Source organism: Pyxidicoccus trucidator (assembly GCF_010894435.1).
GTDB lineage: Bacteria > Myxococcota > Myxococcia > Myxococcales > Myxococcaceae > Myxococcus > Myxococcus trucidator.
On the sequence record NZ_JAAIXZ010000028.1, the window covers coordinates 1 to 22,169 of the forward strand.

At 71.6% G+C, this 22,169-nt stretch carries 17 protein-coding genes and 1 pseudogene; 9 read left to right on the forward strand and 9 right to left on the reverse strand.

The features are described 5' to 3' along the window. Positions 1 to 514: pseudogene (locus G4D85_RS44670) on the reverse strand (TolC family protein); the annotation flags it as partial. A gap of 326 nt (positions 515 to 840) precedes the next feature. Between G4D85_RS44670 and G4D85_RS44675 the strand changes: the two are divergent. Next, complete coding sequence (locus tag G4D85_RS44675) at positions 841 to 1,206, forward strand: MarR family winged helix-turn-helix transcriptional regulator (protein WP_240359885.1); 366 nt, start codon at positions 841 to 843, stop codon at positions 1,204 to 1,206. A gap of 76 nt (positions 1,207 to 1,282) precedes the next feature. On the opposite strand, the gene G4D85_RS44680 is transcribed toward G4D85_RS44675, so the two are convergent. Next, positions 1,283 to 2,320, reverse strand: coding sequence for a coiled-coil domain-containing protein (locus tag G4D85_RS44680; RefSeq protein ID WP_205525989.1), 1,038 nt, complete (start codon positions 2,318 to 2,320; stop codon positions 1,283 to 1,285). A 207-nt stretch (positions 2,321 to 2,527) separates the two neighbouring features. On the opposite strand from G4D85_RS44680, the gene G4D85_RS44685 reads away from it, so the two are divergent. After that, positions 2,528 to 3,379, forward strand: a complete 852-nt coding sequence (locus G4D85_RS44685; RefSeq protein WP_338052949.1) for a 2-oxo acid dehydrogenase subunit E2 — start codon at positions 2,528 to 2,530, stop codon at positions 3,377 to 3,379. Positions 3,380 to 3,414: 35 nt separating this feature from the next. Here G4D85_RS44685 and G4D85_RS44690 read toward each other — a convergent pair whose 3' ends face one another. The 3 genes from G4D85_RS44690 to G4D85_RS44700 all read right to left on the reverse strand — a co-directional run bounded on the left by G4D85_RS44690 (position 3,415) and on the right by G4D85_RS44700 (position 7,220). Beyond that, positions 3,415 to 4,389: a zinc metalloprotease HtpX gene (locus G4D85_RS44690; protein ID WP_164020545.1), complete on the reverse strand. Its 975-nt coding sequence runs from the start codon at positions 4,387 to 4,389 to the stop codon at positions 3,415 to 3,417. A 160-nt stretch (positions 4,390 to 4,549) separates the two neighbouring features. Continuing rightward, complete coding sequence (locus tag G4D85_RS44695) at positions 4,550 to 5,998, reverse strand: HTTM domain-containing protein (RefSeq protein ID WP_164020547.1); 1,449 nt, start codon at positions 5,996 to 5,998, stop codon at positions 4,550 to 4,552. Beyond that, positions 5,991 to 7,220, reverse strand: coding sequence for an imelysin family protein (locus G4D85_RS44700; RefSeq protein WP_164020549.1), 1,230 nt, complete (start codon positions 7,218 to 7,220; stop codon positions 5,991 to 5,993). Before G4D85_RS44700 ends, G4D85_RS44695 begins: the two co-directional genes overlap by 8 nt. A 184-nt stretch (positions 7,221 to 7,404) precedes the next feature. Here G4D85_RS44700 and G4D85_RS44705 point away from each other — a divergent pair, with 184 nt between their 5' ends. Then, positions 7,405 to 8,865, forward strand: coding sequence for a hypothetical protein (locus tag G4D85_RS44705; RefSeq protein WP_164020550.1), 1,461 nt, complete (start codon positions 7,405 to 7,407; stop codon positions 8,863 to 8,865). Positions 8,866 to 9,009: 144 nt separating this feature from the next. After that, positions 9,010 to 11,547, forward strand: a complete 2,538-nt coding sequence (locus G4D85_RS44710; protein WP_164020551.1) for a TonB-dependent receptor family protein — start codon at positions 9,010 to 9,012, stop codon at positions 11,545 to 11,547. A gap of 49 nt (positions 11,548 to 11,596) precedes the next feature. Here G4D85_RS44710 and G4D85_RS44715 read toward each other — a convergent pair whose 3' ends face one another. Further along, the gene (locus G4D85_RS44715) at positions 11,597 to 11,983 is read right to left on the reverse strand and encodes a hypothetical protein (RefSeq protein WP_164020767.1); all 387 of its coding nucleotides are present in this window, start codon (positions 11,981 to 11,983) and stop codon (positions 11,597 to 11,599) included. Positions 11,984 to 12,167: 184 nt separating this feature from the next. On the opposite strand from G4D85_RS44715, the gene fni reads away from it, so the two are divergent. Genes fni through G4D85_RS44740 form a run of 5 tightly spaced genes read left to right on the forward strand, consistent with a single transcriptional unit; the run spans position 12,168 to position 17,598 of the window. After that, positions 12,168 to 13,226, forward strand: coding sequence for a type 2 isopentenyl-diphosphate Delta-isomerase (gene fni / locus G4D85_RS44720; RefSeq protein ID WP_164020553.1), 1,059 nt, complete (start codon positions 12,168 to 12,170; stop codon positions 13,224 to 13,226). Between the two features lie 30 nt (positions 13,227 to 13,256). Continuing rightward, the gene (locus G4D85_RS44725) at positions 13,257 to 14,585 is read left to right on the forward strand and encodes a hydroxymethylglutaryl-CoA reductase, degradative (protein ID WP_164020556.1); all 1,329 of its coding nucleotides are present in this window, start codon (positions 13,257 to 13,259) and stop codon (positions 14,583 to 14,585) included. Positions 14,586 to 14,588: 3 nt separating this feature from the next. Further along, entirely contained in the window at positions 14,589 to 15,524 is a 936-nt protein-coding gene (mvk, locus tag G4D85_RS44730) for a mevalonate kinase (RefSeq protein WP_164020558.1), read from the forward strand. Between the two features lie 8 nt (positions 15,525 to 15,532). Further along, entirely contained in the window at positions 15,533 to 16,519 is a 987-nt protein-coding gene (mvaD, locus tag G4D85_RS44735; RefSeq protein WP_164020560.1) for a diphosphomevalonate decarboxylase, read from the forward strand. Next, positions 16,519 to 17,598: a mevalonate kinase family protein gene (locus G4D85_RS44740; protein ID WP_164020562.1), complete on the forward strand. Its 1,080-nt coding sequence runs from the start codon at positions 16,519 to 16,521 to the stop codon at positions 17,596 to 17,598. Before mvaD ends, G4D85_RS44740 begins: the two co-directional genes overlap by 1 nt. Before the next feature lie 72 nt (positions 17,599 to 17,670). Here the strand turns inward: G4D85_RS44740 and G4D85_RS44745 are convergent, their stop codons facing one another. The 3 genes from G4D85_RS44745 to G4D85_RS44755 all read right to left on the reverse strand — a co-directional run bounded on the left by G4D85_RS44745 (position 17,671) and on the right by G4D85_RS44755 (position 22,154). Continuing rightward, entirely contained in the window at positions 17,671 to 18,333 is a 663-nt protein-coding gene (locus G4D85_RS44745; protein ID WP_240359887.1) for a hypothetical protein, read from the reverse strand. An 83-nt stretch (positions 18,334 to 18,416) separates the two neighbouring features. Continuing rightward, positions 18,417 to 20,189 carry a hypothetical protein gene (locus tag G4D85_RS44750; RefSeq protein WP_164020566.1) on the reverse strand — a complete coding sequence of 591 codons (1,773 nt, stop codon included), beginning with the start codon at positions 20,187 to 20,189 and terminating at the stop codon, positions 18,417 to 18,419. Between the two features lie 45 nt (positions 20,190 to 20,234). Continuing rightward, a complete protein-coding gene (locus tag G4D85_RS44755; protein WP_164020568.1) occupies positions 20,235 to 22,154 on the reverse strand; it encodes a HEAT repeat domain-containing protein in 1,920 nt (639 codons plus the stop codon). Between the last annotated feature and the right edge of the window lie 15 nt (positions 22,155 to 22,169).

The following is a 22,169-nucleotide window of genomic DNA, read 5'->3' on the forward strand; positions in this document are numbered from 1 at the left end:
GCCGGGTGAGGGCCTCGCGCTCCAGGGCCCGCTGCAGGCCGACGCGGTTGATTTCGGCGGCGCGCTCGGCGGCCACGGTGGCCACCAGCACCTGCGCCAGTCCCAGGGTGAGGCGGCGGCGCGCGTCGTGGAGGCTCGCCACCGCGCCCGTCTCCGCGGCCCGGGCCGACGACAGCCCGCGCCACGCGCCCAGGTCCACCACCGACTGCGTCAGCGTCGCGGTGACGGTGCCCAGCGGCGCCGTGGGCGTACGCCCGCTCGTGCCGCCACCCGCACCCGCGCCGACGCCCGCGTTACCCAACGCGGGGGTGTCGGGGTTGAGCACGTCAATGGCCACGCTGGCCTGGGCGCGCGCGTTGGGCAGCAGCGCCGACAGGGCCTGGCGCCACCGGCCACTGGCGCGCTGCACGCCGGCCTCCACGCTGCGCAGGTCCGTGGACCGCTCACGCACCAGGGTCAGCGCCTCGTCCCAGGTCTTCACCAGACGCGGGGCGGGCGGGACGGGCGTGAGCATCGCGTCCTCCACCCTGGGCTCGGTGGGAACGGGAAGGGAGGCCGAGGGGGTCGGTTCGGACTGCGCCGCGGCTGCGACGAATGCCAGGAGGAGAACGGAAGGGGAGGCCATACGTCAGACGTGAGGAAGAAAGGGGGTGACTGCTGGTTCTGCCCGGACTCCCCCCGTATGACGACGTACCGCGGCGCACCGATGTAATTGACAACAGTTGCACTTCGCAACAATGTTTACGGGAAATGACGCTCGCGGAGCAACTGGGCTCTCTGCGTCGCTCTCTTCGCCGGTTGCTGACTGAGCGGCTTGGGGAGCAGACGGGCAGGCCCTTCATGCAACTTCTCGCCGTGAAGGCCATCGCCGAAGGTGTGCGCAGCCAGGCTGCGCTCGCGGAGCGGCTGTTGGTGGATGCGCCCGCGGCAAGCCGGCTGGTGGACCGCCTCGAAGAAGACGGGCTGGTGAGCCGGCGCGCGGGGGAGAATCGCCGCTGCGTGAAGCTGGAGCTGAGCGAGAAGGGGGCCGGCGAGCTGGAGCAGCTGCGCTCCGCGCTCGACTGGGCGGATGGCGAGCTTCAGAAGTACCTGCTGGCCTCCGAGGTGACGGAGCTGAAGCGCCTCCTCGACAAGCTTCAGAGCGGCTTGCTGGAGGATCGGGGCCCCACGCCGGGCGGCTGCGGGTCGGAGGAGGGGAGCCCCTGAAACGGCGAAGGGCCCGGCCCTGGGGATTGCTCCCAGGAGACCGAGCCCTTCAGGCTCTACGGCGCCAGCCGGTGCTCTAGACGGGCGCGGGCTTGGAGTCGGAGTCGGCCGGAGCGGCGGACTCGGCGGCGGGCGCCTCGGCCGGAGCGGCGGCGGGGGCCTGCTGGGCGGCGGCCTGGGCCTCGGACTCGGCGCGGACGCGAGAGGTCTCCTCGGTGCGCTGGTCGCTGGCGGCCATCTCCTCCGGCGTCAGCTCGGTGCGGTCGGCCAGGATGCCCGTCTTCTTCTCCAGGTCCTTGATGGCCCGGCGCATCAGGTCGCGCTCCAGGAGCGTGCGGTTCAGGCGCTTCTCCAGCGCCTTGTACTTGTCCCGCATCAGGTCCAGGTCGCTCTTGGCGGTGGCGTAGACGCGCTGCTGCGTCTCGTTGCGGCCCTTGATGCGGCGCAGCTCCTTCTCCAGCTCCACCGCGCGCGAGCGCTCCTTGTTGGCCAGCTGCTCCAGCCGCTCCATCTTCTCGCGGTCCGCGTCGTTCAGCTCGCGGAAGCGGCGCTGGCCGCGGTCCTGCTGCGCGGCGTCGGCCGCGGGGGCCACCGCCACGGTGGCGGACACCACGGACTCACCCTCCTTGGCGGGGGCGGAGATCTGCGGAGCCGCCACGGGCGCGGCGACGGGCGCGACGGCCGGAGCGGGCTGCGGGCGACGGCCGCGCGACTCCATCTCCGTCTTCAGGCGCTGGTTCTCGGTCAGCGCGTGCGACAGCTCCTCGCGGGTCTGCTCCAGCTGGATGGACGCGGCGCGCTCGGCCTCGGCGCGGGCCTTGGCCAGGTCCTGCGGGCCCTTGTCCGTCTCCTTCTGCTCGAAGATCTTGCGCTTGGCCTGCTTGAGCTGGTCCTTCACGTCCTGCAACTGGGTGCGCTGCTCGTCCAGCTCCTTCTGCTTCCGCTGGAGCTCCGTCTCCACCTTCGCGCGCTTCTGGGTCTCGGACTCCAGCTCGTTGCGGAACGAGGGCGAAGAGGGGGAGGACGAGAGCGCGGCTCGGTTCGAGCCGCCAAAGAGCAGGATGCCGAGCGTCACGGCAAACCCGATCGATACAAGGATGAGTGCAACCAGCACGGGGACGACCTCCACGGGAGATGCAAAAAGCGGGGCAGCCTACCGTCAGGCACTGGCGCGTCAAGGGTCCACTGCCAGCCGGGGCTCCCCATCCGGGTTCTATGCCCTCCCTTGGGGGCCCCTGCACCCCGGAAATGGCCGTTCCGCCGGGCCTGGCGCCCGAGCAGGGCAGGGCCTTCCCCAGCCCCCGGGGAGCCGCGATGCTGGGTGTCCCCGCGCACCCCGAGGAGCAAGCGCGCCATGGCGCACCTGGAGCTGGTCCCCAAGACGCACGTGTCGAGCTTCCGCAAGCTGGCCATCGGCAGCTGGGAGACGGCGTATGACCCCACGGTCTACGGCACGCTCACGGTGCGGATGGACCGGGCGCTGGCCTACATGGAGGCCTTCCAGGCGCGCACGGGGGTGAGGCTCACGGTGACGCACCTGGTGCTCAAGGCGCTGGCGGAGGCGCTGCGCCGCTGCCCGGACGCCAACGCCGTCCTCCGCTTCAGTCGCATCTACCTGCGCCAGCGAGTCACGGTGTCCGCGCTGGTGATGAGGCCCGGCGGGACGCGGCTCGTGCCCGTGAGGGTGGAGGACGCGGACAAGAAGAGTCTGCGGGAGCTGGCGGCGGAGCTGGATGCGGCGGTGCGCACGGAGCCGGACGCGCTGCGCGGCTGGCGGTTGGTGGAGCGCGTTCCCTCGCCGCTGCTCCACCTCTTCACGCGGGTGGTGTCGTTCCTCGCGGTGACGCTGAACCTGGACCTGGGACGCTTCGGCCTGCCGAAGGACGCCTTTGGCGCGGCCGTCGTCACGGACGTGGGGACGCTGGGGTTGGACATCGCGTACCTGCCGCTGGTGCCCTTCACGCGGGTGCCCGTGTTCCTCTCGCCCGGCGCGGTGCGCGAGACGGCGGTGGTGGAGGGCGAGCGCGTGGTGGTGGGGAAGGTGATGAGCGTGAATGCGTCCATCGACCACCGCTTCATCGACGGCTACCACGCCGGAGTGCTGGCCGGCACGGTGCGGGAGATGCTCGAGGACCCGTTCACCGCCTTCGGCCTGCCCGAGGCGGTGGAGTAGCGGGCATCCAGGAGGGCTCCTGCGACGGTGCCGCGTCAGTACGCGTACTCCCAGCCGCGAACACGGGAGCCGCCCGGGCGGGCGCCCAGCTCACGCAGCCTGCGCACGCGCTCCGGGATGGGCGGGTGCGTGGAGAACAGCTTCATGACACCGCCACGGTGCAGCGGGTTGACGATGAACAGGTGCGAGGTGGCCGGCGCCTTGTCGTACGGCATCAGCTCCGCGCCTTGCTCCAGCTTCAGCAGCGCATCCGCCAGCGCGTCCGGGTCGCCGCACAGCTCGGCGCCCGTCACGTCCGCGCCGTACTCGCGCGAGCGGCTCACCGCGAGCTGGAGCAGCGTGGCGGCGATGGGCGCCACCAGCAGCAGGCCCAGGTTGGCGAACGTATCGGCGATGCCACCGCCCTCGTCGTCGTCGCTCCGGCCGAGCATGGAGCCGCCGAACCAGAACAGCATCTGCGCCGCGTAGCTGATGATGCCCGCGAGCGTCGCCGCCACCGTGCCGATGAGCGTGTCCCGGTTGCGCACGTGGCCGATTTCATGCGCGAGCACGCCCTCCAGCTCGCGCCGGTCGAGGATGTCCATCAGCCCCACCGTCACCGCCACTGCGGCGTGCTTCGGGCTGCGGCCCGTGGCGAACGCATTGGGTGAGCGCGTGGGCAGGATGTAGACCTTCGGCTTGGGCATGCCCGCCCGGGTCGCCAGCCGCTCCACCATCTGATGGAGCCAGGGAGCCTGCTCGTACGGCAGCGGCTTCGCGCCATGGATGGCCAGGGCAATCTTGTCGCTGAACCAGAAGGAGCCGAAGTTCATCACCACGGCGAAGATGCCGGCGAACATCAGGCCCTGCGCACCGCCGAGCCGCTGGCCGATGACCAGCACCAGGGCCGTCAGTCCGGCGAGCAGCACCGTCGTCTTGAGGGCATTGCCCAGGCGGTGCCACCCACCGCCGCTCAGGCCGGACGGGCCGCCGCTGCTTCGCGAAGGAATGTGGGTGCCGGTGGAGGCCATGACTGTCTCGTTCCTTTCCCCCGTGCAGGGGCTTCAGAAACGTAAACAGGGAGGCAGGGGCGTCAACGAAAGCGGGCGCGCCCCGACTGAGGCTGCTCGGAGTCGCTCTCGACAGCAGGGCGAGCAGGGGAGCGAGCGGGAGGGCTGACGCTCGCGAGGCTCAGGGGCGCGCGGCGCGTGCCGGGTTCATCGTGGGCCGCAGCCGGATGGGCGGCGACTCCGGAGCGGGGAGGATCCACGGCTTCGCCGCGAGCCCGTCCACCTCCCGCGCGAGGTCCACCGCCGGGTCCACGAGCAGCTCCGCCGCCCGCCCGTTGAGCGACGCGCGCGCGTCGGCCCGCACCTCGACGGGGCTTCCCGTTCGCGCCTCGAAGTCGCGGGCGATGCGCCGCGCGAGCTGCAGGATGAGGTCCGGCTGCACCGACATCTCCCGCTCCTGCAACCGCGTGAGGTACTGGCTGGGAGACACGTGCCACTCGCGGTCGGTGACCGGGTCCCGGACCATGAAGGTCACGCTGCCGTTCTTCTCGCGCGCCATCACCCGCCACGAGAAGCGCATGCCCTGCTCGTGCCAGAGGACGTTGCCTCCATAGAGGTGGGTGCGGAGCGGAACGCCCACCTGCACCACCGCGTATGCCGCAGCCAGTCCGAGTGCCAACCATGCCCTCCGGCCTGGAACACTCGAAGAGGGAACAGGCACCCGCGCAGGCTCCGCCGGGGTGTCGCGCTTCGCGAAGAGTGCCGCCACGCGCGTGGCCAGTCGCCGCGGCCACGAGGGCTCGAAGAAGACGAGCGCCGCGGTGACCATGATGGCGGGGAACATGCCGATGGGGAACAGCGCGGACGTGCCCGCATGGAACCCCAGCACCACGACGTACGCGAACGGGCGGAGCCGCCGCGACAGCAGGAACGCGACGATGGTGGTGTCGAAGAGGAAGCCGGACCAGGCCGCCGCGTACGCCGCCCAGCGCTGCTCCAGTAGCGGGCCCACGAGCGGAAGGCTGGTCCGCGCGGACAGCCAGATGTTGAGCGGCTGTGCGTGCACCAGCCAGTCGGTGGTGAGCTTGGCCAGCCCGGCGAACACGTAGACCACGGCCACCTGGAAGCGCAGCAGCAGCGTGCACCACGCGGGCAGCCAGTCACTCCGGAGCGCCGGTCTCCGCCACGCGTCCACGGAGAACGCCCGGTGCGCCGGCACGAAGCACATCAGCCCGAGCAGCAGGCTCACCAGGTAGTAGTGGTTGAGGTAGTTGCTGACGTCCACGAGCTGGACGTAGGTGAAGGCGACGAACAGCAGCGCCACCACCGCGCGGTAGAGCAGGCCCGCCGCCAGGCACAGGCCCAGCACCGCGAGCGCCGCGAAGACGGCGTGCATCCACGGTGCGGGCAGCGCGGGCACCCAGCTGAAGCCCCAGTAGGTGAAGTGGAACCGGGGCTGGGTGAACAGCGTGTCCACCCACCCGAAGGCGAGGAAGCGCACCGCCGAGACGGTAATCAGCAGTCCGAGCGCCACCCGGAACGCCGCCAGCGCGGCGATGTCCCGGGGCGCCAGCAGGTACGCCCAGAGTCGCTCGGCACGTCCGCGGGGAGCGGGGCCCGACTCAGTCATTGTCCCCCTCGACGGACTGGGGCAGCTCCAGGTCCAGCGTGGTGACCAGCTCCGTCTTGAGGATGTCCGTCACGCCCTTCATCGAGTCGTAGAGCGCGCGCACCGAGGCCTTGTCCTGGGCGAGGGCCACCGCCAGGTCCTCCTCCTCGACGGCGGCGATGCCGGCCTCGGCGAAGACCAGCCGCTCGCGGAGCCGTCCCGCCAGCTCCCCGGCGCCGGACGCCTCCAGCAAGTCGTCGAACCCGGTGCCCGCGTAGTCCGTGCCGCAGCCCTGGACGAGGCGCCGGAAGCCCATCAGGTTGGCGCGCACGTTCGCCTTCGAGCGCTTCGCGAAGAGCGACTCCAGGGCCTCCGGGCACGTCGCGGTGGAGCACTCCCTCAGCCCGAGCGGCCGCGCCAGCTTCATGTCCTTGACCTCGCGCTCCAGGTAGAAGAGCGCGTCGCTCACCGAGTTCAGCGCCGCCTGGCTCGTCGGGTAGACGGTGTTTCCCGAGCCGGCCGTCTCCAGGGTGCGCGCGAAGGCACCCTTGTCCGCCTCCCACGCCTCCGCCAGCTGCGTCGCACGGGCCTTCACGTCGGCGGCCGCCGCCACGGCATAGGCCCGCTTGCGCGACTCCCGCTCCTCCTGGGACAGCGCCGCCCACGTGCCCTGCGACACGATGGGGGAGGTCGACTGGCAGGCGGTGTCCGCACCCTCGAAGAACAGCAGGTACTCGAGCGCGGCGAGGCCCCGGCGGCTCACCAGCGTGGTGGGGAAGCCCGACGCCTCGTACCCCCTGGCGACAACCTGCTCCTCCACGGCGCAGCGGCTGACCAGGGGCCAGGAGTAGACGTTGTCGCGCAGCTCCGCGCCGCCGGGCAGATTCCGCGGCGCCGCCGGGCCAAGCTGCATCACCTCCAGCACCTGCCACCGGTCCATGGCGTCATGGAATGCCGAGCGCGCCGCGTCGCGGGTGGTGGCGTCCGGCTGGGCCGCGTGGGCCGCCGCCGCCGTCTCCAGCGCCGTGGCCGCGGTGAGGAACTCACGCGCCGAGGACAGCACGCACGTGCCGGTCGCCGTGAGCAGCGCCTGGCGCGAAGCCGCCGTCGCGTCGGGCACGTCGGTCCCCGCGTCCACCTTGCCGCCACCGTCCTCCTTGCAGGCCGACAGGCACAGGAGGACGGGAAGCACGAGCGCGAGCGCGCTCACTCGGCGGAGGGGGGGCGTGGACACGGTGTTCATGGCGCCCCTCGCTACCACGCCGATGTTGTTAATGACAATCAACGTCAAAATCGCACATCTCCCAGGGCGGCAAATGACCCGCCTTGACTCGCCTGCACGTCCCGCCTATTGAGGCGCCGCGACTTTATTCTGATAACGATTATCGTTTGCAGATTTGCAGGCATCGCAAAAGGGGATGGACATCATGCGGAACACGAGGGAGCACCGGGGTTTCCTGGCGCGCGCGGCATTCCTTGCTCTGGCGCTGGCGGTCCTGCCGGCCTGTGGCGACGACACCGACGACCCGATTCTCACCCCCGACTCGGGCACCGAGACCGACGCGGGCACGGATGCTGGAACGGACGCGGGCACGGATGCCGGTGCGGTGCTGGACAGCGACATCGCGGTGGCGCGCTTCAACGCGGACGGCACGCTGGACACGACCTTCGGCGCCAGCGGCATCTCCCGGCTGGATTGGAGCACGGTGGCGGGTGGCACGCGTGACTCCCTGTGGGGCCTCGCGGTGGACGGTGACGACCGCCTCGTCCTGTTCGGCTCCAAGCGGGGCGATGGCACCCGCGTCGACGCGGACCGGGTCGTCGCGCGGCTGACGGCGAACGGCGCGCTGGACACGACGTTCGGCACCGACGGGCTGACCGTCCTCAACATCGGCAACCTGGGTGACAACGCGCGCAATGGCATCGTCCAGGCCGACGGGAAGATTGTCGCCTCCGGCTACATGTCCCAGCCCACGGGCGTGGGGACGCAGTCGGCCAACCGCATCGTGCTGCAGCGGCTGAACGCCAATGGCCAGCCGGACGAGACGTTCGGCTTCAAGGGCGTGCTGTCCTCGGCGCCGTTCCAGGCCCAGAGCGCCTCGAACCCGGAGTGGGGCATGGTCGAGGCCTACGCCGTGGGCGTCCAGTCCGACGGCAGCTACGTCACCACCGGCTATGGCCGCACCGCGTCCTCGGGCACGGTGGACCTGGTCTCCTTCCGGTACTCGGGCGCTGGCACGCTGGACTCGCAGTGGAACACCAGCGGCGTCGCGCTGCTCGACCTGGTGGGCGCGGATGACCGCGGCCGCAACCTGGTGGTCCTGAAGAACGACAACGTGTGCATGGTGGGCAGCGCGAAGCCCACGACGTCGAAGATCTCCGCCATGGTGATGATGCTCGACAAGGGTGGCGCGCGGGACACGGCCTTCGCCGCGGAAGGCTACAGGCTTTACGAGTACGATCGCTCGGAGTCGGCCTTCTTCGGCGCGGCCACCTCGCCGGATGGCACCTGGGCCGCCGCGGCGGGCTACCGCTCCGGAGACAGCCAGGACGCGGACGCCGTCCTCGCCATCATCCCGGTGGGGGACACCGTCGGCCTGGAGGTCTCCAAGGCCACGCCCATCTCCGAGACGGAGGATGACCGCTTCTGGGCCGTCGCCTTCGACGCGGGCAACAAGGTCTACGGCGCGGGCTTCGTCACCGAGGGCGGCGACAACCGGATGGTCGTCGCGCGCTTCAACACGAATGGCACGCTCGACACGTCCTTCGGCACTGGCGGCATCGCGAAGCTGAACATCGCCGTCGCGAAGACCGAGGAGACCGTGCGCGGCATCGTCGTGCAGAAGAACGGCAAGATCGTGGTGGCGGGCCCCATCGAGAAGCTGTAGCCCGCGCTTCGATAAGTAGAACCAGACGTGAGAGCCGGGGTGGGCGGGCCATGTGTGGGCCGCCTCCCCGGCTTCTGGCATCTGGGGGCAGGAAATTCCGGTAGAGACACCTCCGGTAGCGACAACAAAGGCGAAACGCCTCAGATGGCACTGTTCTTCGACGAGAGTCTGATGCGGGCGCGGGCGTGGCTGGTTCCGGCGCTCTTGCTGGTGGGCGCGTCGTCAGCGGAGGCGCAGAGCGTCGTCCCCGGCGCCGCCGAGACGGGCGTCCCGGTGCCCCCGCGCGACACCCCGGCGCCCGAGGTTCCCGAGGCCGCGCCTCAGAACCATGCCGCCCCGGCGCCCACGGAGCCAGGGTCGGCAGTGCCCGCCTCCGACTCCGCGCAGGTTCCGTCGGATGCGGCGCCCGCTGCTCCCGCCGAGGCCGTGCAGGTGCCCGCGGAGGCAACGCCCGCCGAGGCCGCGCAGGTGCCTGCGGACGCGGCGCCCACCGCCCCGGCGGCCGACGCGCCGCTCGTGGAGTCCACGACGCCCGTGGACTCCGAGGGCGTCACCGCTCCGGCGTTGGAGCCCGTGGCCTCGGACCCGGGCTACAAGAAGTTCGAGAGCGTGGTGGTGGGGACGTCGGAGACGCGCACGAGCGGCTCGGTGCATGTGCTGAAGCCGGGCCAGTTGGAGCGCTTCGAGCAGGACGACCCCAACGCGGTGCTGCAGTCCGTCCCCGGTGTGTATGCCCGAGGCGAGGATGGCTACGGGCTCCGGCCCAACGTGGGCCTGCGCGGCGTCAACCCCGACCGCAGCAAGAAGGTGACGCTGCTGGAGGATGGCGTCCTCTTCGGCCCCGCGCCGTACTCCGCGCCGGCGGCGTACTACTTCCCGCTCATCACCCGCATGCAGTCCGTGCGCATCCTGAAGGGCCCCTCCGCCATCCAGCACGGCCCGCAGACGGTGGGCGGCTCGGTGGAGTTCATCACCCGCGACATTCCGGTGGCCGAGTCGGTGTGGCTGGACGTGGCCGGCGGCGGCTACCTGTACGGCAAGGCGCACGGCGTCTTCGGCGCGAGCACCGAGCGCGCGGGCTTCCTGCTGGAAGGCGTCCACCTGCGCAGCAGCGGCTTCAAGGAGCTGGACGGTGGCGGCCACACCGGCTTCCGCCGCAACGAGTGGATGGCCAAGGGCCGCTACCAGCTCGTCCCCGAGGGCCCGGCGCGGCAGAGCCTCCAGCTCAAGCTGGGCTACTCCGACGAGCTCTCCAACGAGACGTACCTCGGCCTGAGCGACGCGGACTTCGACGCCAACCCGCTGCGCCGCTACGGCGCGAGCCGCCTGGACCGCATGGAGAACCACCGCACGCAGGTGGCCCTCAGCCACGTGCTGGAGGCCGGCTCCCTGGCGGTGACGACCACGGCCTACCGCCAGGACTTCGCCCGCGTGTGGCGCAAGGTGAACCGGTTCCGGGGCACCTCCATCGCCAGCGTGCTCGCGGACCCGACGAGCGCGCGCAACGCCATCTACTACGGCGTCCTCACGGGGGAGCTGGACAGCTCCTCGGCGCAGGAGGCGCTGCTCATCGGTCCCAATGACCGCACCTTCGTGTCCCAGGGCATCCAGAGCGTCGCGCGGTGGAGCGCCCTCACCGGCCCCCTGCGCCACAGCCTGGAGGTCGGCGCGCGCTACCACTTCGACAGCATCGACCGGCTCCACACCGAGGACGCCTTCCTCACGGTGGGCGGCGAGCTCGTCGAGGCCGGCGAGCCCACGGCCACTACCGCCAACAACAAGGACTCCACCAACGCCGTCGCGCTGCATGTGACGGACGCCATCGCCTGGGGCCCGGTGGTGCTGACGCCCGGCGTCCGGCTGGAGCTCATCCGCTCCCGCTCGGTGGACCGGTTGACTGGCGAGGCGACGACGGGTGCGCTGGAGGCGCTGATGCCCGGCGTGGGCATCTATGGCGGCGTCACGCGCGAGCTGGGCCTCTTCGCGGGTGTGTACCGGGGCTTCTCGCCCCCCGCGCCGGGCCAGCCCGACTCGGTGCTGCCCGAGCGGAGCGTCAACTCCGAGGCCGGCGTGCGGTGGACGCGCCGGGGCGAGCGCTTCGAGGTGGTGGGCTTCTTCAACGACTACTCGAACCTCACCGACATCTGCACCTTCTCCAGCGGCTGCCTGGACCAGGACCTGGACCGGCAGACGGATGCGGGACAGGCGCGCATCTACGGCCTGGAGGCCTTCGCGGAGAAGACCTTCCGTCCCGGCGGCGGCCTGACGTTCCCCATCTCCCTGTCCTACACCCTGACGAAGACGGAGCTGCTGGAGGACTTCCAGTCGGCGGACCCGCAGTTCGGCGACGTGCGCGCGGGCGACGAGCTGCCCTACGTGCCCCGGCACCAGCTCTTCGCCACGGCGGGGGTGGAGGGCCGGCTCGGCGGCGTCGCCATCAGCACGCTCTTCGTGGACACCATGCGCGAGGAGGCGGGGCAGGGCGAGGTGCCCGAGGGGCAGCTGACGGACTCCGTCCTGACGTTCGACGTCAACGCGAACTGGAACTTCTCGCGCTGGGGCCAGCTCTACCTGAGCGCGCGCAACGTGCTGGACACCCAGGCCATCGTGTCCCGCCGGCCCTACGGCGCCCGCCCCAACGCGCCCCGGACGGTCATCCTCGGGTTCAAGCTGAACATGTGACGCGGGGGCCTCGCGCGGCCCGCCCACGACGGGACGGACGGGCGGGGCTTCAGAGGTAGAAGCGGTCCGTCACGCCAGCCGTGCGCTGGAGGATGGCGCTCCAGCCCAGCCACACGTCGATGCCGCTCTGCCCGGCGGCGGGCTCTCCGCCCAGCGCGCCGAGCGAGCCCGTGCAGCCCGCGAGGGTGCACAGGCCGGAGTCCCTCAGATGCTCCAGCAGCACTCGGAGTGTGGGCATGCCGCGCGACTCGAAGCGGTCCGTCACGTCGGGGCGCCCCGCGAAGTCCGGCTCGTCCAGGGCGTCCTTCAGGAAACGCTCCAGGGCCCACCAGAAGAGGTACACCTCGGCCTTCCGTCCGGAAGCCACCGCCGCCGCGGCGATGGACAGGCCCTGGTGTACGCGGTCGTAGTCGCCGCTGTGCAGGAAGACGACCACCTTGGCCGGAGGCGTACTCACCCGGGCCTCATACCGCCCACAAGCCGGCGTCGTCCATTCACACCCAGGGGCGACCGCTCGGGGTCCTTTGGCTTGCGCCCCGCCCCCACCGCTTGCTAGGAAACCCACGGCCATTCAGGTACTTACACGCTTTGGGCGTTTTGGCGGACCAGGTTTGAGCACCATGGGCGAGGACATCACAGCCAGGCGCAAGGATTCCCATCTGGACCTTTGCGCCACTGGCGACGTCGAGCCCGGGGCGAACAGCACCCTGCTGGAGTGTGTCCGCCTGGTCCACTGCGCCATGCCGGAGATGGCGGTGGAGGACGTGGACCTGACCACGCCCTTCCTCGGCAAGCGGCTGCGCTACCCGCTGCTCGTCACGGGCATGACGGGGGGCACCGAGCGTGCCGGCGTCGTCAACCGGGACCTGGCGCTGCTGGCCGAACGCCACGGCCTGGCCTTCGGCGTGGGCAGTCAGCGGGCCATGGCGGAGGACGCCTCGCGGACGGCCTCGTACCAGGTGCGGCAGGTGGCGCCCACGGTGGCGCTGCTGGGCAACATCGGCCTGTACCAGGCGGTGCGGCTGGGCGTGGACGGGGCGCGGCGGCTGGTGGACGCCATTGGCGCGGACGGGCTGGCGCTGCACCTCAACGCGGGCCAGGAGCTGACGCAGCCGGAGGGTGACCGGGACTTCCGGGGCGGCTACCCGGTGGTGGAGGCGCTGGTGCGCGCCTTCGGAGACCGGCTGCTGGTGAAGGAGACAGGGTGCGGCATCGGCCCGGACGTGGCGCGGCGCCTGGTGGAGCTGGGCGTACGCAACCTGGACGTGTCCGGCCTGGGCGGCACCTCGTGGGTGCGAGTGGAGCAACTGCGTGCGTCGGGCCTGCAGGCGCAGCTGGGGGCCGAGTTCAGCGCGTGGGGCATCCCCACCGCCGCGGCCATCGCCAGCGTGCGGAAGGCCGTGGGCCCGGACCCCCGGCTGGTGGCCAGCGGTGGCATCCGGACGGGGCTGGAGGCGGCCAAGGTGCTCGCGCTGGGCGCGGACCTGGCAGGCATGGCGCTGCCGCTGTTCCGCGCGCAGCAGACCGGTGGCATCGAGGGGGCGGAGGCCGCGCTGGGAGTCATCCTGGCGGGGCTGCGGCAGGCGCTTGTCCTGACGGGGAGTAGAAGCTGCGCTGAACTGCGGCAGCGGCCCCGGGTGGTGACTGGAGAGTTGAAGGATTGGCTGGCGGCTCTGTAGGAGTCCGCGCCGTAGTGGGGAAGGAAGAACATGTCTGAGACCGTGACGTCCCGGCTTTCCGGGTTCCACAAGCTGCCGATGGAGGAGCGCCACGCGCAGCTCGCCCGGATGTTCCGGCTCACGCCCGAGGACCTGCAGCAACTGAGCGGCGCGGAGTCGCTGCAGCCCGTGCTCGCGAACCAGATGATCGAGAACGCGGTGGGGACGTTCTCCCTGCCGCTGGGGATTGGCCTCAACATGCAGGTCAACGGGCGCGACTACCTCGTGCCCATGGCCGTGGAGGAGCCGTCCGTCGTCGCCGCGGTGTCCTTCGCCGCGAAGATCGTCCGCGAGGCGGGTGGCTTCACCGCCGAGGCCGACGACTCGATGATGATTGGCCAGGTGCAGGTGACGCGGTTCGGGGACCCGACGGTGGCCACCGAGCGCATCCTCGAGCACAAGGAGCAGCTCCTCGCGCTGGCCAACAGCTTCCACCCGTCCATGCTGGCGCGCGGTGGCGGCGCCCGGGACGTGGAGGTGCGCGTGCTCCCGGCTCCGGAAGGGCCGCGCGGTGAGCCGCTGCTCATCGTCCACATCCTCATCGACACGCAGGAGGCGATGGGGGCCAACCTCATCAACACCGTGGCCGAGGGCATCGCCCCGCTCATCGAGCAGATCACCGGCGGCAAGGTGTACCTGCGCATCCTCTCCAACCTGGCGGACCGCCGGCTGGCGCGCGCCATGTGCCGCATCCCCCTGGCGCAGCTGGCGGACTTCAACATGCCCGGCGAGGAGATTGCCGAGGGCATCGCCCAGGCCAGCCGCTTCGCCGAGGCGGACCCGTACCGCGCGGCCACGCACAACAAGGGCGTGATGAACGGCATCGACTCGGTGGCCATCGCCACGGGTCAGGACTGGCGCGCGATTGAGGCCGGCGCGCACGCGTTCGCCTGCCGCGGCGGGCAGTACCGGCCGCTGTCCACCTGGTACCTGGAGGAAGGGCACCTGGTGGGCCGGATTGAACTGCCCATGGCGCTGGGCACGGTGGGAGGCCCCATCAAGGTGCACCCGGGCGTGCAGATGTCGCTCAAGCTGATGCGCACCAACAGCGTGCGCGAGCTGGCCATGGTGTTCGCGGCGGTGGGACTGGCGCAGAACTTCGCGGCGCTGCGGGCGCTGGGCAGCGTGGGCATCCAGAAGGGCCACATGGCGCTGCACGCGCGCTGCGTGGCGGTGACGGCGGGCGCGCGCGGCCACTGGGTGGAGAAGATCGCCAACCTCCTGGTGACGGCCGGGCACGTGAAGGTGGAGAAGGCCCGCGAGCTGCTCGCCAGCCTGGCGGCCGAGGACGCCGCGGCCGCCACCGGCACCAACGGCTGAGCCGTGGCCCCGCGCGCTCCACCCCTGACAGCCTTTGGCGCCGGCAAGGTCATCCTGCTCGGCGAGCACAGCGTGGTGTACGGCCACCCGGCGCTTGCCGGTCCGCTGTCCCAGGGTGTGACGGCGCGCGGGGTGCCCGCGAAGCGCTGCCAGTTGTCGCTGCCTGCGCACCTCAGCCGGGCGCAGCGCGCGCAGCTCACCGCGGCCTTCGCTCGCGCGGCGGAGGCCACCGGCTCGCCGCTGGTGAAGGTGTCGCTGGAGGCGGACCTGCCGCTGGCGGTGGGGCTGGGCAGCTCCGCGGCGCTGTCGGTGGCGTGCGCGCGCCTGCTCCTGAAGGCGGCGGGGAAGGAGCCCACGCCGAAGGAAGCGGCGCGCGTGGCGTGGGCGATGGAGCAGGAGTTCCACGGCACGCCCTCGGGCGTGGACCACACCACCAGCGCGGAGGAGCGGCTCGTCCTCTACCGGCGCAAGCCGGCCACGGACACGCTGGGGACGGGGCGGGTGGTGGGAAGCCCCAGGCCCCTGCACGTCGTGGTGGCGCTGGCCGGTGAGCGCAGCCCGACGAAGGCGACGGTGGGGGCGCTGCGGGCGCGGCAGGCCCGCTGGCCGGAGCGCTACCAGCGCCTGTTCAAGGAGATGGGGCGGGTGGCCTCCGAGGGTGCGAAGGCCGTGGAGGCGGGAGACCTGGAGGCGCTGGGCGACGCGATGAACGTCAACCAGGGCCTGCTGGCGGCGCTGGGTTTGTCGTCGCCGCCGCTGGAAGAGATGGTGTACCGGCTGCGGGAGCTGGGGGCGCTGGGCGCCAAGCTCACCGGGGCTGGCGGAGATGGTGGGGCCGTCATCGGCCTGTTCCTCGAACCTGCGCCCGCGGTGAAGCAGCTCACCGCCCTGGGCGTGCGCTGCTTCAGCAGCCAGCTCGCGGGCCCGCGGGCGTTGTGAGTCCTCCCATGAAAGCCACAGCCCTGGCGCACCCCAACATCGCCCTGGTGAAGTACTGGGGAAAGCGGGACGAAGCGCTCATCCTCCCTCACCAGTCCAGCCTGTCCCTGACGCTGTCGCCGCTGTCGGTGACGACGACGGTGGAGTTCGGCGTGGGCCATGACCACGTGGAGCTCAACGGCCACATCGCGAAGGGCAGCGAGCGCGAGCGCGTGCTCCGCCTGCTCGAGTCGGTGCGCGCGGCTTCGAAGAATGAGCTGGGGCCCGCGAAGGTGGTGTCGCGCGGAGACTTCCCGATGGCGGCGGGGCTGGCGAGCAGCGCGGCGGGCTTCGCGGCGCTGGCGGTGGCGGGGCGCGCGGCGGCGGGGCAGTCGGCGGAGCCCCGTGCGGCGAGCATCCTGGCGCGCCTGGGCAGCGGCTCGGCGTGCCGCAGCGTGCAGGGCGGCTTCTGCGAGTGGCAGCGTGGCGAGCGTCCGGACGGCGAGGACAGCTTCGCGGTGCAGCGCTTCAACGCGACCCACTGGTCGGACCTGCGCATGGTGGTGGCCATCCTCGACCGCGGCGAGAAGGAGGTGAAGTCGCGGGACGGGATGAAGCACACCGTGGACACCAGCCCCTACTACCCGGCCTGGGTGCAGGACGCGGAGAAGGAGATTGTCCAGGCGCGCGAGCACATCGCCCGCAGGGATTTGCAGGCGCTGGGAGAGCTGTGCGAGCGCAACGCGTGGCGGATGCATGCGACGGCCTTCGCGGCGGACCCGCCGCTCTGCTACCTGAACTCGGGGACGCTGGCGGTCATCCAGCACCTGCGCGAGCAGCGGAAGAAGGGCATGCCGGTGTGGTTCACGCTGGACGCGGGGCCCAACCCGGTGTTGCTGACGGACGCGGCCCATGAAGTCGCGGCGGAGGCGCTGGCGCGCGCATGCGGCGCGGTGGACGTGATTCGCTGCGTGCCGGGCGGTGACGCGGAGCTGAAGTCGGAGCACCTGTTCTGATGGAGCGCGCCCTCTCCGCGCCGGGCAAGCTGTTCGTCTCCGGTGAGTACGCGGTGCTGTGGGGCGGGGTGGCGCGGGTGGCCGCGGTGGCGCCTCGCACGGCGGCCTACGTGCGGCGCCGCGCGGATGCCCGCGTGCACGTGTGCCTGGAGGAGGGGGCGCTGGGTGGCAGCACCACCCCGCTGGGGGTGCGGTGGGAGCGTGAGGTGCCGGCGGGGTTCTCCTTCGTGGCGCGCACGCTGGACGAGGCCCTGCGTGCGCACGGCCGGGCGAGCCCGGGCTTCGACCTGGCGGTGGCGCCGTCCGCGGTGGGGCCGAATGGCCAGAAGCTGGGCATGGGCGGCAGCGCCTGCGCGGCGGTGCTGGCGGCGGAAGGTGCGCGCTACGTGCTGGAGGAGCGCTACGACGCGCTGAAGCTGGCGCTGGCGGCGCACGCGCTGGGGCAGGGTGGCAAGGGGAGCGGCGGGGACGTGGCGGCGAGCTTCGCCGGAGGGCTGCTGCGCTACCGGCGCTATGACGTGGCGCCGCTCATCGAGGCGAGCAACGCGGGGCGGCTGCGCGCGGCGCTGGCGGAGTCACCGTCGGTGGACGTGTGGCGGCTGGCGGTGCCGCGCGTGTCCATGGCGTACGCCTTCACGGGCGAGAGCGCCTCCACGCGGGTGCTGATTGCGCAGGTGGAGGCACGGCTGGAGGAGGCGGGGCGGCGGGCCTTCGTGGCGCGCTCGGATGCGCTGGGGCAGGTGATTGAAGACGGCCTGGGGGGCGGCGACTTCCGCGCGTTCTCCGAGGCGGTGAAGGCGCAGCACGACCTGCTGCTGGAATTGGGCCCGCTGGAGACGGAGGGCATGCGGCGGGTGCTCGCGCTGGCGGCGGCCTACGGCTGCGCGGGGAAGCTGTCCGGCGCTGGCGGCGGGGACGGGTGCATCCTGTTCGCTCCGGATGTCCAGGTGCGGACGGAGCTGTGCAAGGGCCTGGAGTCGCGTGGGTTCCACACACTTCCGCTGGACCCGGAGCCCGGCGTGCGCGGTGAGGCACAGGTGGACCCGCGGCTGCGCAACTGGCTGGACGCGCTCAGCTGAGCGCCGTGGCGCCCATTGGGCTGACGCGCGGGACGGAGCATTCGCTTCCCTCCGCCCCGCGCCAGCTCCGGTTCAGGGGCCGCAGGCTCCGTGCGTGACACTGGTGCAGCCCGCATCACCACACCGCGTCCAGCGAGCACACCGGAGGGCCTCGAACTCGTCGAAGGCCCGCACAGTCGACGTGCGGCGACCCTCGCTCTCGGTCTCCACGCACAGCTCGTAGTCGGTGATGGGGGTGTTCGGTATCTCGTAGACCTGCTCGCCCATGGCCAGCATGCCGCTGCTGGCCGCGCAGCTCAGGGCATTCGCCGCGGACGACGCCCGGACGTCCACCACCCGGAGGGCGCACAGGTTCTCATCCTGGACGCCCACGCTGAAGAGGCTCCCGCCGGGGTCGCAGGTGAGGGCAGCCACCGACTGGCAGCTCCCGCTCACGCAGACGGCGTTCGAGTTGCACAGCAGGCTCCCGGAAGAGTTGCAGCACGCCTCACCGACGTCACCGCAGTTCCGGCAGCGCTCTCCCGCCGATTCCATCACGCACATCAGGGTGCCATTGCAACTGGTGGTGGCGCCGTTGACACAGCAGGCCGCTCCGTCGCCACCACACGGCACGCAGCTTCCACTGCTGCAGACCAGGCCGGGGTCGCAGATGGGCGCCGTCGTCCGGCACGCGTTCGCGCCACCGCCGCCGCCCTGGCAGCCGTCGCAGCCCGCCAGGATGACCATGCACAACATCAGGAACCCCCTCAGGGGTGATTTCGTATTCACGATGAACGTCCTTGCTCGAAGAGTGGAAGGCGGGCTGGCCGGAGCGCGGCTCATGGGCTCAGCACCAGGTGCACGCGCTGGCCCTGGCCGTTCACCGCACGGACCAGGACGCTGAAGTCCTCGGAGAGCGAGAGGGCCTCCTGGATACGGAAGCCGGCCTTGGCCAGCTCCGGGGGGAGGAGCTTGTCGAGCGGCAGGGTGCTCTTGCCGTCCGGGGTGGTGATGAAGGCCGTCTGCGTCTTCCCATCCCACGAGGTGGCGGTACCGACGACCCATCCACCGTCGTTGATGGCCGTGGCCCGGGAGGACGCCAGCCCCTCCGGCAGGGGGAGCCACTGAAGCCCCGCCTTCTCCGACCAGCGGAAAGCCCTGAGCGCCTTGTCCTCGACGAGGGCCACTCCCGCGAGCACGCCCACGTCATTGAAGGCGGTGACCGCGGACTCGACGTCCAGCAGCCACTTCACTTCCTTGCCCTGGACGAGCACGACCCGGTTCCCCTGCTCCGTCTTGAGGGTGACCGCCACCTGGCCCAGCGAATTGAAGAGGGTGCGGCTGGGGTACAGCCCCTCCAGGCCCGGATGCTTCGCCGGCCCCACCTCGTCGACGCGGTAGATCTGCGTCTCGTCCTCGGGGGTCCTCACCAGGAGGGTGCCGTGCGAGTTGGCGGCCACGGCCTCCCACCCGTCGAGTCGCAACTCCGCCCCGGACTTCACCTTGGACGCCCGCAGCCGGAACGCGCTGGGCCCCTTGTCCGAGTACGCCGTGCCGAACACGTCCCCCGTTGCCTGGACGCCCTTCACCTGCACCCATTTCGCGTCGAGCACCTCGTGCAGCCAGTACACCTCGGAGGCCGGGGTGATGAGGGCGTCCGTCGCGTAGCCTTCCGCCGACGCCACCACGATTCCTCCGGGAAGCACCCATCGGGGCAGGAAGTTCGACGCGAGGGAGTGCCACTTCGTGAACGTGAAGAAGGTGGTGACGCACTTGGTGAGGGCGACCTTCACGATCTGCCGGACGCCGCCGGAGGCTGCATAGATGACGGTGGGCCCGCTCCAGCCCGCGGGCAGCCGGACGGCGAAGCGCGCGGAGGATTGGGCCTCGGGGACGCGCACCGGGAGCACGCCGACGCTGGCGTCCACGCTCATCAGGTCCACCAGGATGCCGCCCGTGGGCGCGCGGCTGCTGAGCGTCACCTCGCCCGACAGCTCCGTGGGGCTCTCGGTCGCGCAGCGGCTGGCCGGCATCGTGACGCGGACCGAGGCGAGCCGGGGCCGCGGCACTCCCGCGTAGGCGATGAACTGGCGGAAGGAGACCTCCTCCGTCCAGTCGAACTGGAACACGACGTCCGTGTATCCGTCCACCCAGGCGCGCGTGCCGGGCTCCAGGACCAGCTCGACGTTGTGGGGGCAGGCGGCGTGGTCGCAATACGGGTCATCGGCTCCGCGCACCTGCCGGGCCCGGGCCTTCAGCGTGCCCCGCACGCGCGTCACGCTGTTGGCGTCGCCCAGGTAGTAGGGGCGCGGCAGGGCATCGTTGAAGGTCCAGGTGATGACGTTGCCCGAGCGCGAGCCGTACAGGTGCAGCACCAGGTCCGAGTCGATGCCGAACTGGCGTGCCGGGACGTTGAAGTTGAACGTGTTGGCCGCCTTGGGCAGGAGCCAGTAGCCCGTGGAGTAGTCATTGCCGCGCACGTGGATGCGCGCGGCGTTGAGGCGGATGTTCGTGCCCCGCCACACGTCGTCCACGACGTCGGCGTGGGCGGTGCTCGCCAGCAGGAAGCCGAGCAGGGCCAGGGAGCAGAGCCCGTTGAGACTGCGTGTCATGAGGACCTCGACTGCGGTTTGTGGGTTGAAGGTGAGCGAAGCGGGTCAGCCGCCCCGGCGGGCGGAGGCCTGGGCCATCAGCGCCATCACCCGGGCGCGGGTGGCGGGCTGCTGGCCGGGACGGAGCGAGAGGGCCTGCAGCATCTGGACGATGGGCGCGCTGCCATCCAGCCGGTGCGAGAGGACGTTGAGGAGGGTGGCCTCGGCGCCGGGCGCGAGCCGCCCCGCCACGACCCAGGCGCGCAGCCGCTCCAGCTCCGGCATCCCGAGGGAGCGCGCGTCGAGCGCGTCGAGCAGCGCGGACTGCACGGCGCGCTCGCGCTCCGTCTCCAGCGCATCCAGCAGCATGCGGGTGGCGACTTCCTGGGGCGAGCGGCGGAGGGCCTCGGCGGCGGCGGAGCGCACGTCCGCCTCGTCCGCGCGAAGGTGCGGGGCGCTCAGCTCCAGCACGCGCTCCGCGCCGGTGTTGCCCAGGGCGCGCAGGGAGTGCAGACGCTCCTCGGCGCTCTTCGCACGGGCGAGCGAGTCCTCCAGCACGCCCACGTACTCCGACACCTCCGGAGCGTCCGGGGGCAGGTGGGAAACAAGGGAGCCCAGGGCATATGAGGACGCGCGCTCCCCGCCGATATCCCCGGACGTCCGGGCCCGGGCGTGCAGGTCCGCCAGCATCCGGCCCGTCTCGGGCTCCGGGTTCTCCAGGAAGCCCGCGCGCTGCACCATCAGCGCATGCGCCGCTTCATGCTCGCGCGCCTCGGGGGACTGAATCAGCTCGCGCAGCGTGGCCTGCGCCTCTGCATGGCCGGCCCCCACCAGCAGGTCGAGCATCAGCTCGCGCAGCGCGGGGCGCGCGTCCTTGAGCCGGAACACACGGGCCAGCTCGTTGGCGCGCTCGGGCTCCAGCTTGAGCGCGGCGATGGCCCTCCGGGCGAAGCGGCCGAGCTCCGGAATCGCGTCGGGGTCTCCAGCGGTCGCGAGGACCTCGAGCGCCTCGTCCACCGTCAGGCCATCCGCCTGGCTGGTGAGCAGGGCCAGCTCGGGGTCACCCTCGAAGGCAATCTGCGCCGGCGTGCGGACGATGGGCTTGTCCTCGCCCTGCATCGGGAGCGGCTTCTGCTCGCGCGTGGAGAACGTCACGCGCAGGCGCATGAGCCGCGACAGCAACGGCCTGCCGTCGGTGCGCGTGGCCTCCAGGCTTTCGTCATGGGACACCGCGGCCAGGTGGCCGTCCGGGTCTCGCTCGAAGTGCGTGAGCGAGCTGAGCTTCTGCCGGAAGGCCTTCACCTCCCCGGCCGCCCGCAGGCTCTGGTAGCGCGTACGGCGGCGCGTCAGCCGCGAGGCGTCGTCGCCCTCGAAGCGGAAGTCTGCCTCGACCTCGCCCGTCTGCGTGGACTCCACGGCCTGCCACTCGGCGGCGTCGCGCAGCTCGGTGGGAAAGAGCTCCGCGGCCAGCGTCTGCGCGAGCTGCCGGAACATGGGCGGCTCGGACTCGGAGAAGCGGGCGGCCAGGAGCGCACCCCGGGCGTCCAGCTCCAGCCAGGCGGAAGCGGACGCGGGAAGCTGGGCCCGCACGGACGCGTCATCCGGGAAGAGGGCCTGGCCCGAGACGAGGGCCTCGTGCCGGTCCAGCCGCTTCAGGCCCAGGCGCAGCCGGGTGCCGGTGTCGCGGACCTCGAGCGCCTGGAGCGTCAGCTCCCCCTCCAGGTGCAGCGTTCCGGTGAGCGCCGAGTCCTCGCCGGAGGTGGGCACCGGAAGCTCCACGCGCTGCAGGTCGTCCCAGACGAAGCGGTACGTGCGCTCCTCGCCTGGCTCCCACCGGGTGAGCGGCAGCCGGGAGGCGCGCTCCGCGAAGACTCCGGTGACGGCCCCGGACAGGGAGGGACGGAAGGCGTTCCAGGCGAGCAGGGAGCCCGCGAGCAGCAGGGTGACCAGCGCGGCCGGAAGGAGGGCGAGCCTCGAGCGAGACATGAAGGACTCCGGAAC

Coding starts and splice junctions, on each gene's coding strand:
- G4D85_RS44725 (WP_164020556.1), top strand. CDS start 13,257: ATGTCTGAGACCGTGACGTCCCGGCTTTCCGGGTTCCACAAGCTGCCG.
- G4D85_RS44745 (WP_240359887.1), bottom strand. CDS start 18,333: ATGTTGTGCATGGTCATCCTGGCGGGCTGCGACGGCTGCCAGGGCGGC.
- G4D85_RS44740 (WP_164020562.1), top strand. CDS start 16,519: ATGGAGCGCGCCCTCTCCGCGCCGGGCAAGCTGTTCGTCTCCGGTGAG.
- G4D85_RS44705 (WP_164020550.1), top strand. CDS start 7,405: ATGCGGAACACGAGGGAGCACCGGGGTTTCCTGGCGCGCGCGGCATTC.
- G4D85_RS44700 (WP_164020549.1), bottom strand. CDS start 7,220: ATGAACACCGTGTCCACGCCCCCCCTCCGCCGAGTGAGCGCGCTCGCG.
- G4D85_RS44710 (WP_164020551.1), top strand. CDS start 9,010: ATGGCACTGTTCTTCGACGAGAGTCTGATGCGGGCGCGGGCGTGGCTG.
- mvaD (WP_164020560.1), top strand. CDS start 15,533: ATGAAAGCCACAGCCCTGGCGCACCCCAACATCGCCCTGGTGAAGTAC.
- G4D85_RS44750 (WP_164020566.1), bottom strand. CDS start 20,189: ATGACACGCAGTCTCAACGGGCTCTGCTCCCTGGCCCTGCTCGGCTTC.
- G4D85_RS44675 (WP_240359885.1), top strand. CDS start 841: ATGCAACTTCTCGCCGTGAAGGCCATCGCCGAAGGTGTGCGCAGCCAG.
- fni (WP_164020553.1), top strand. CDS start 12,168: ATGGGCGAGGACATCACAGCCAGGCGCAAGGATTCCCATCTGGACCTT.
- G4D85_RS44690 (WP_164020545.1), bottom strand. CDS start 4,389: ATGGCCTCCACCGGCACCCACATTCCTTCGCGAAGCAGCGGCGGCCCG.
- G4D85_RS44695 (WP_164020547.1), bottom strand. CDS start 5,998: ATGACTGAGTCGGGCCCCGCTCCCCGCGGACGTGCCGAGCGACTCTGG.
- G4D85_RS44755 (WP_164020568.1), bottom strand. CDS start 22,154: ATGTCTCGCTCGAGGCTCGCCCTCCTTCCGGCCGCGCTGGTCACCCTG.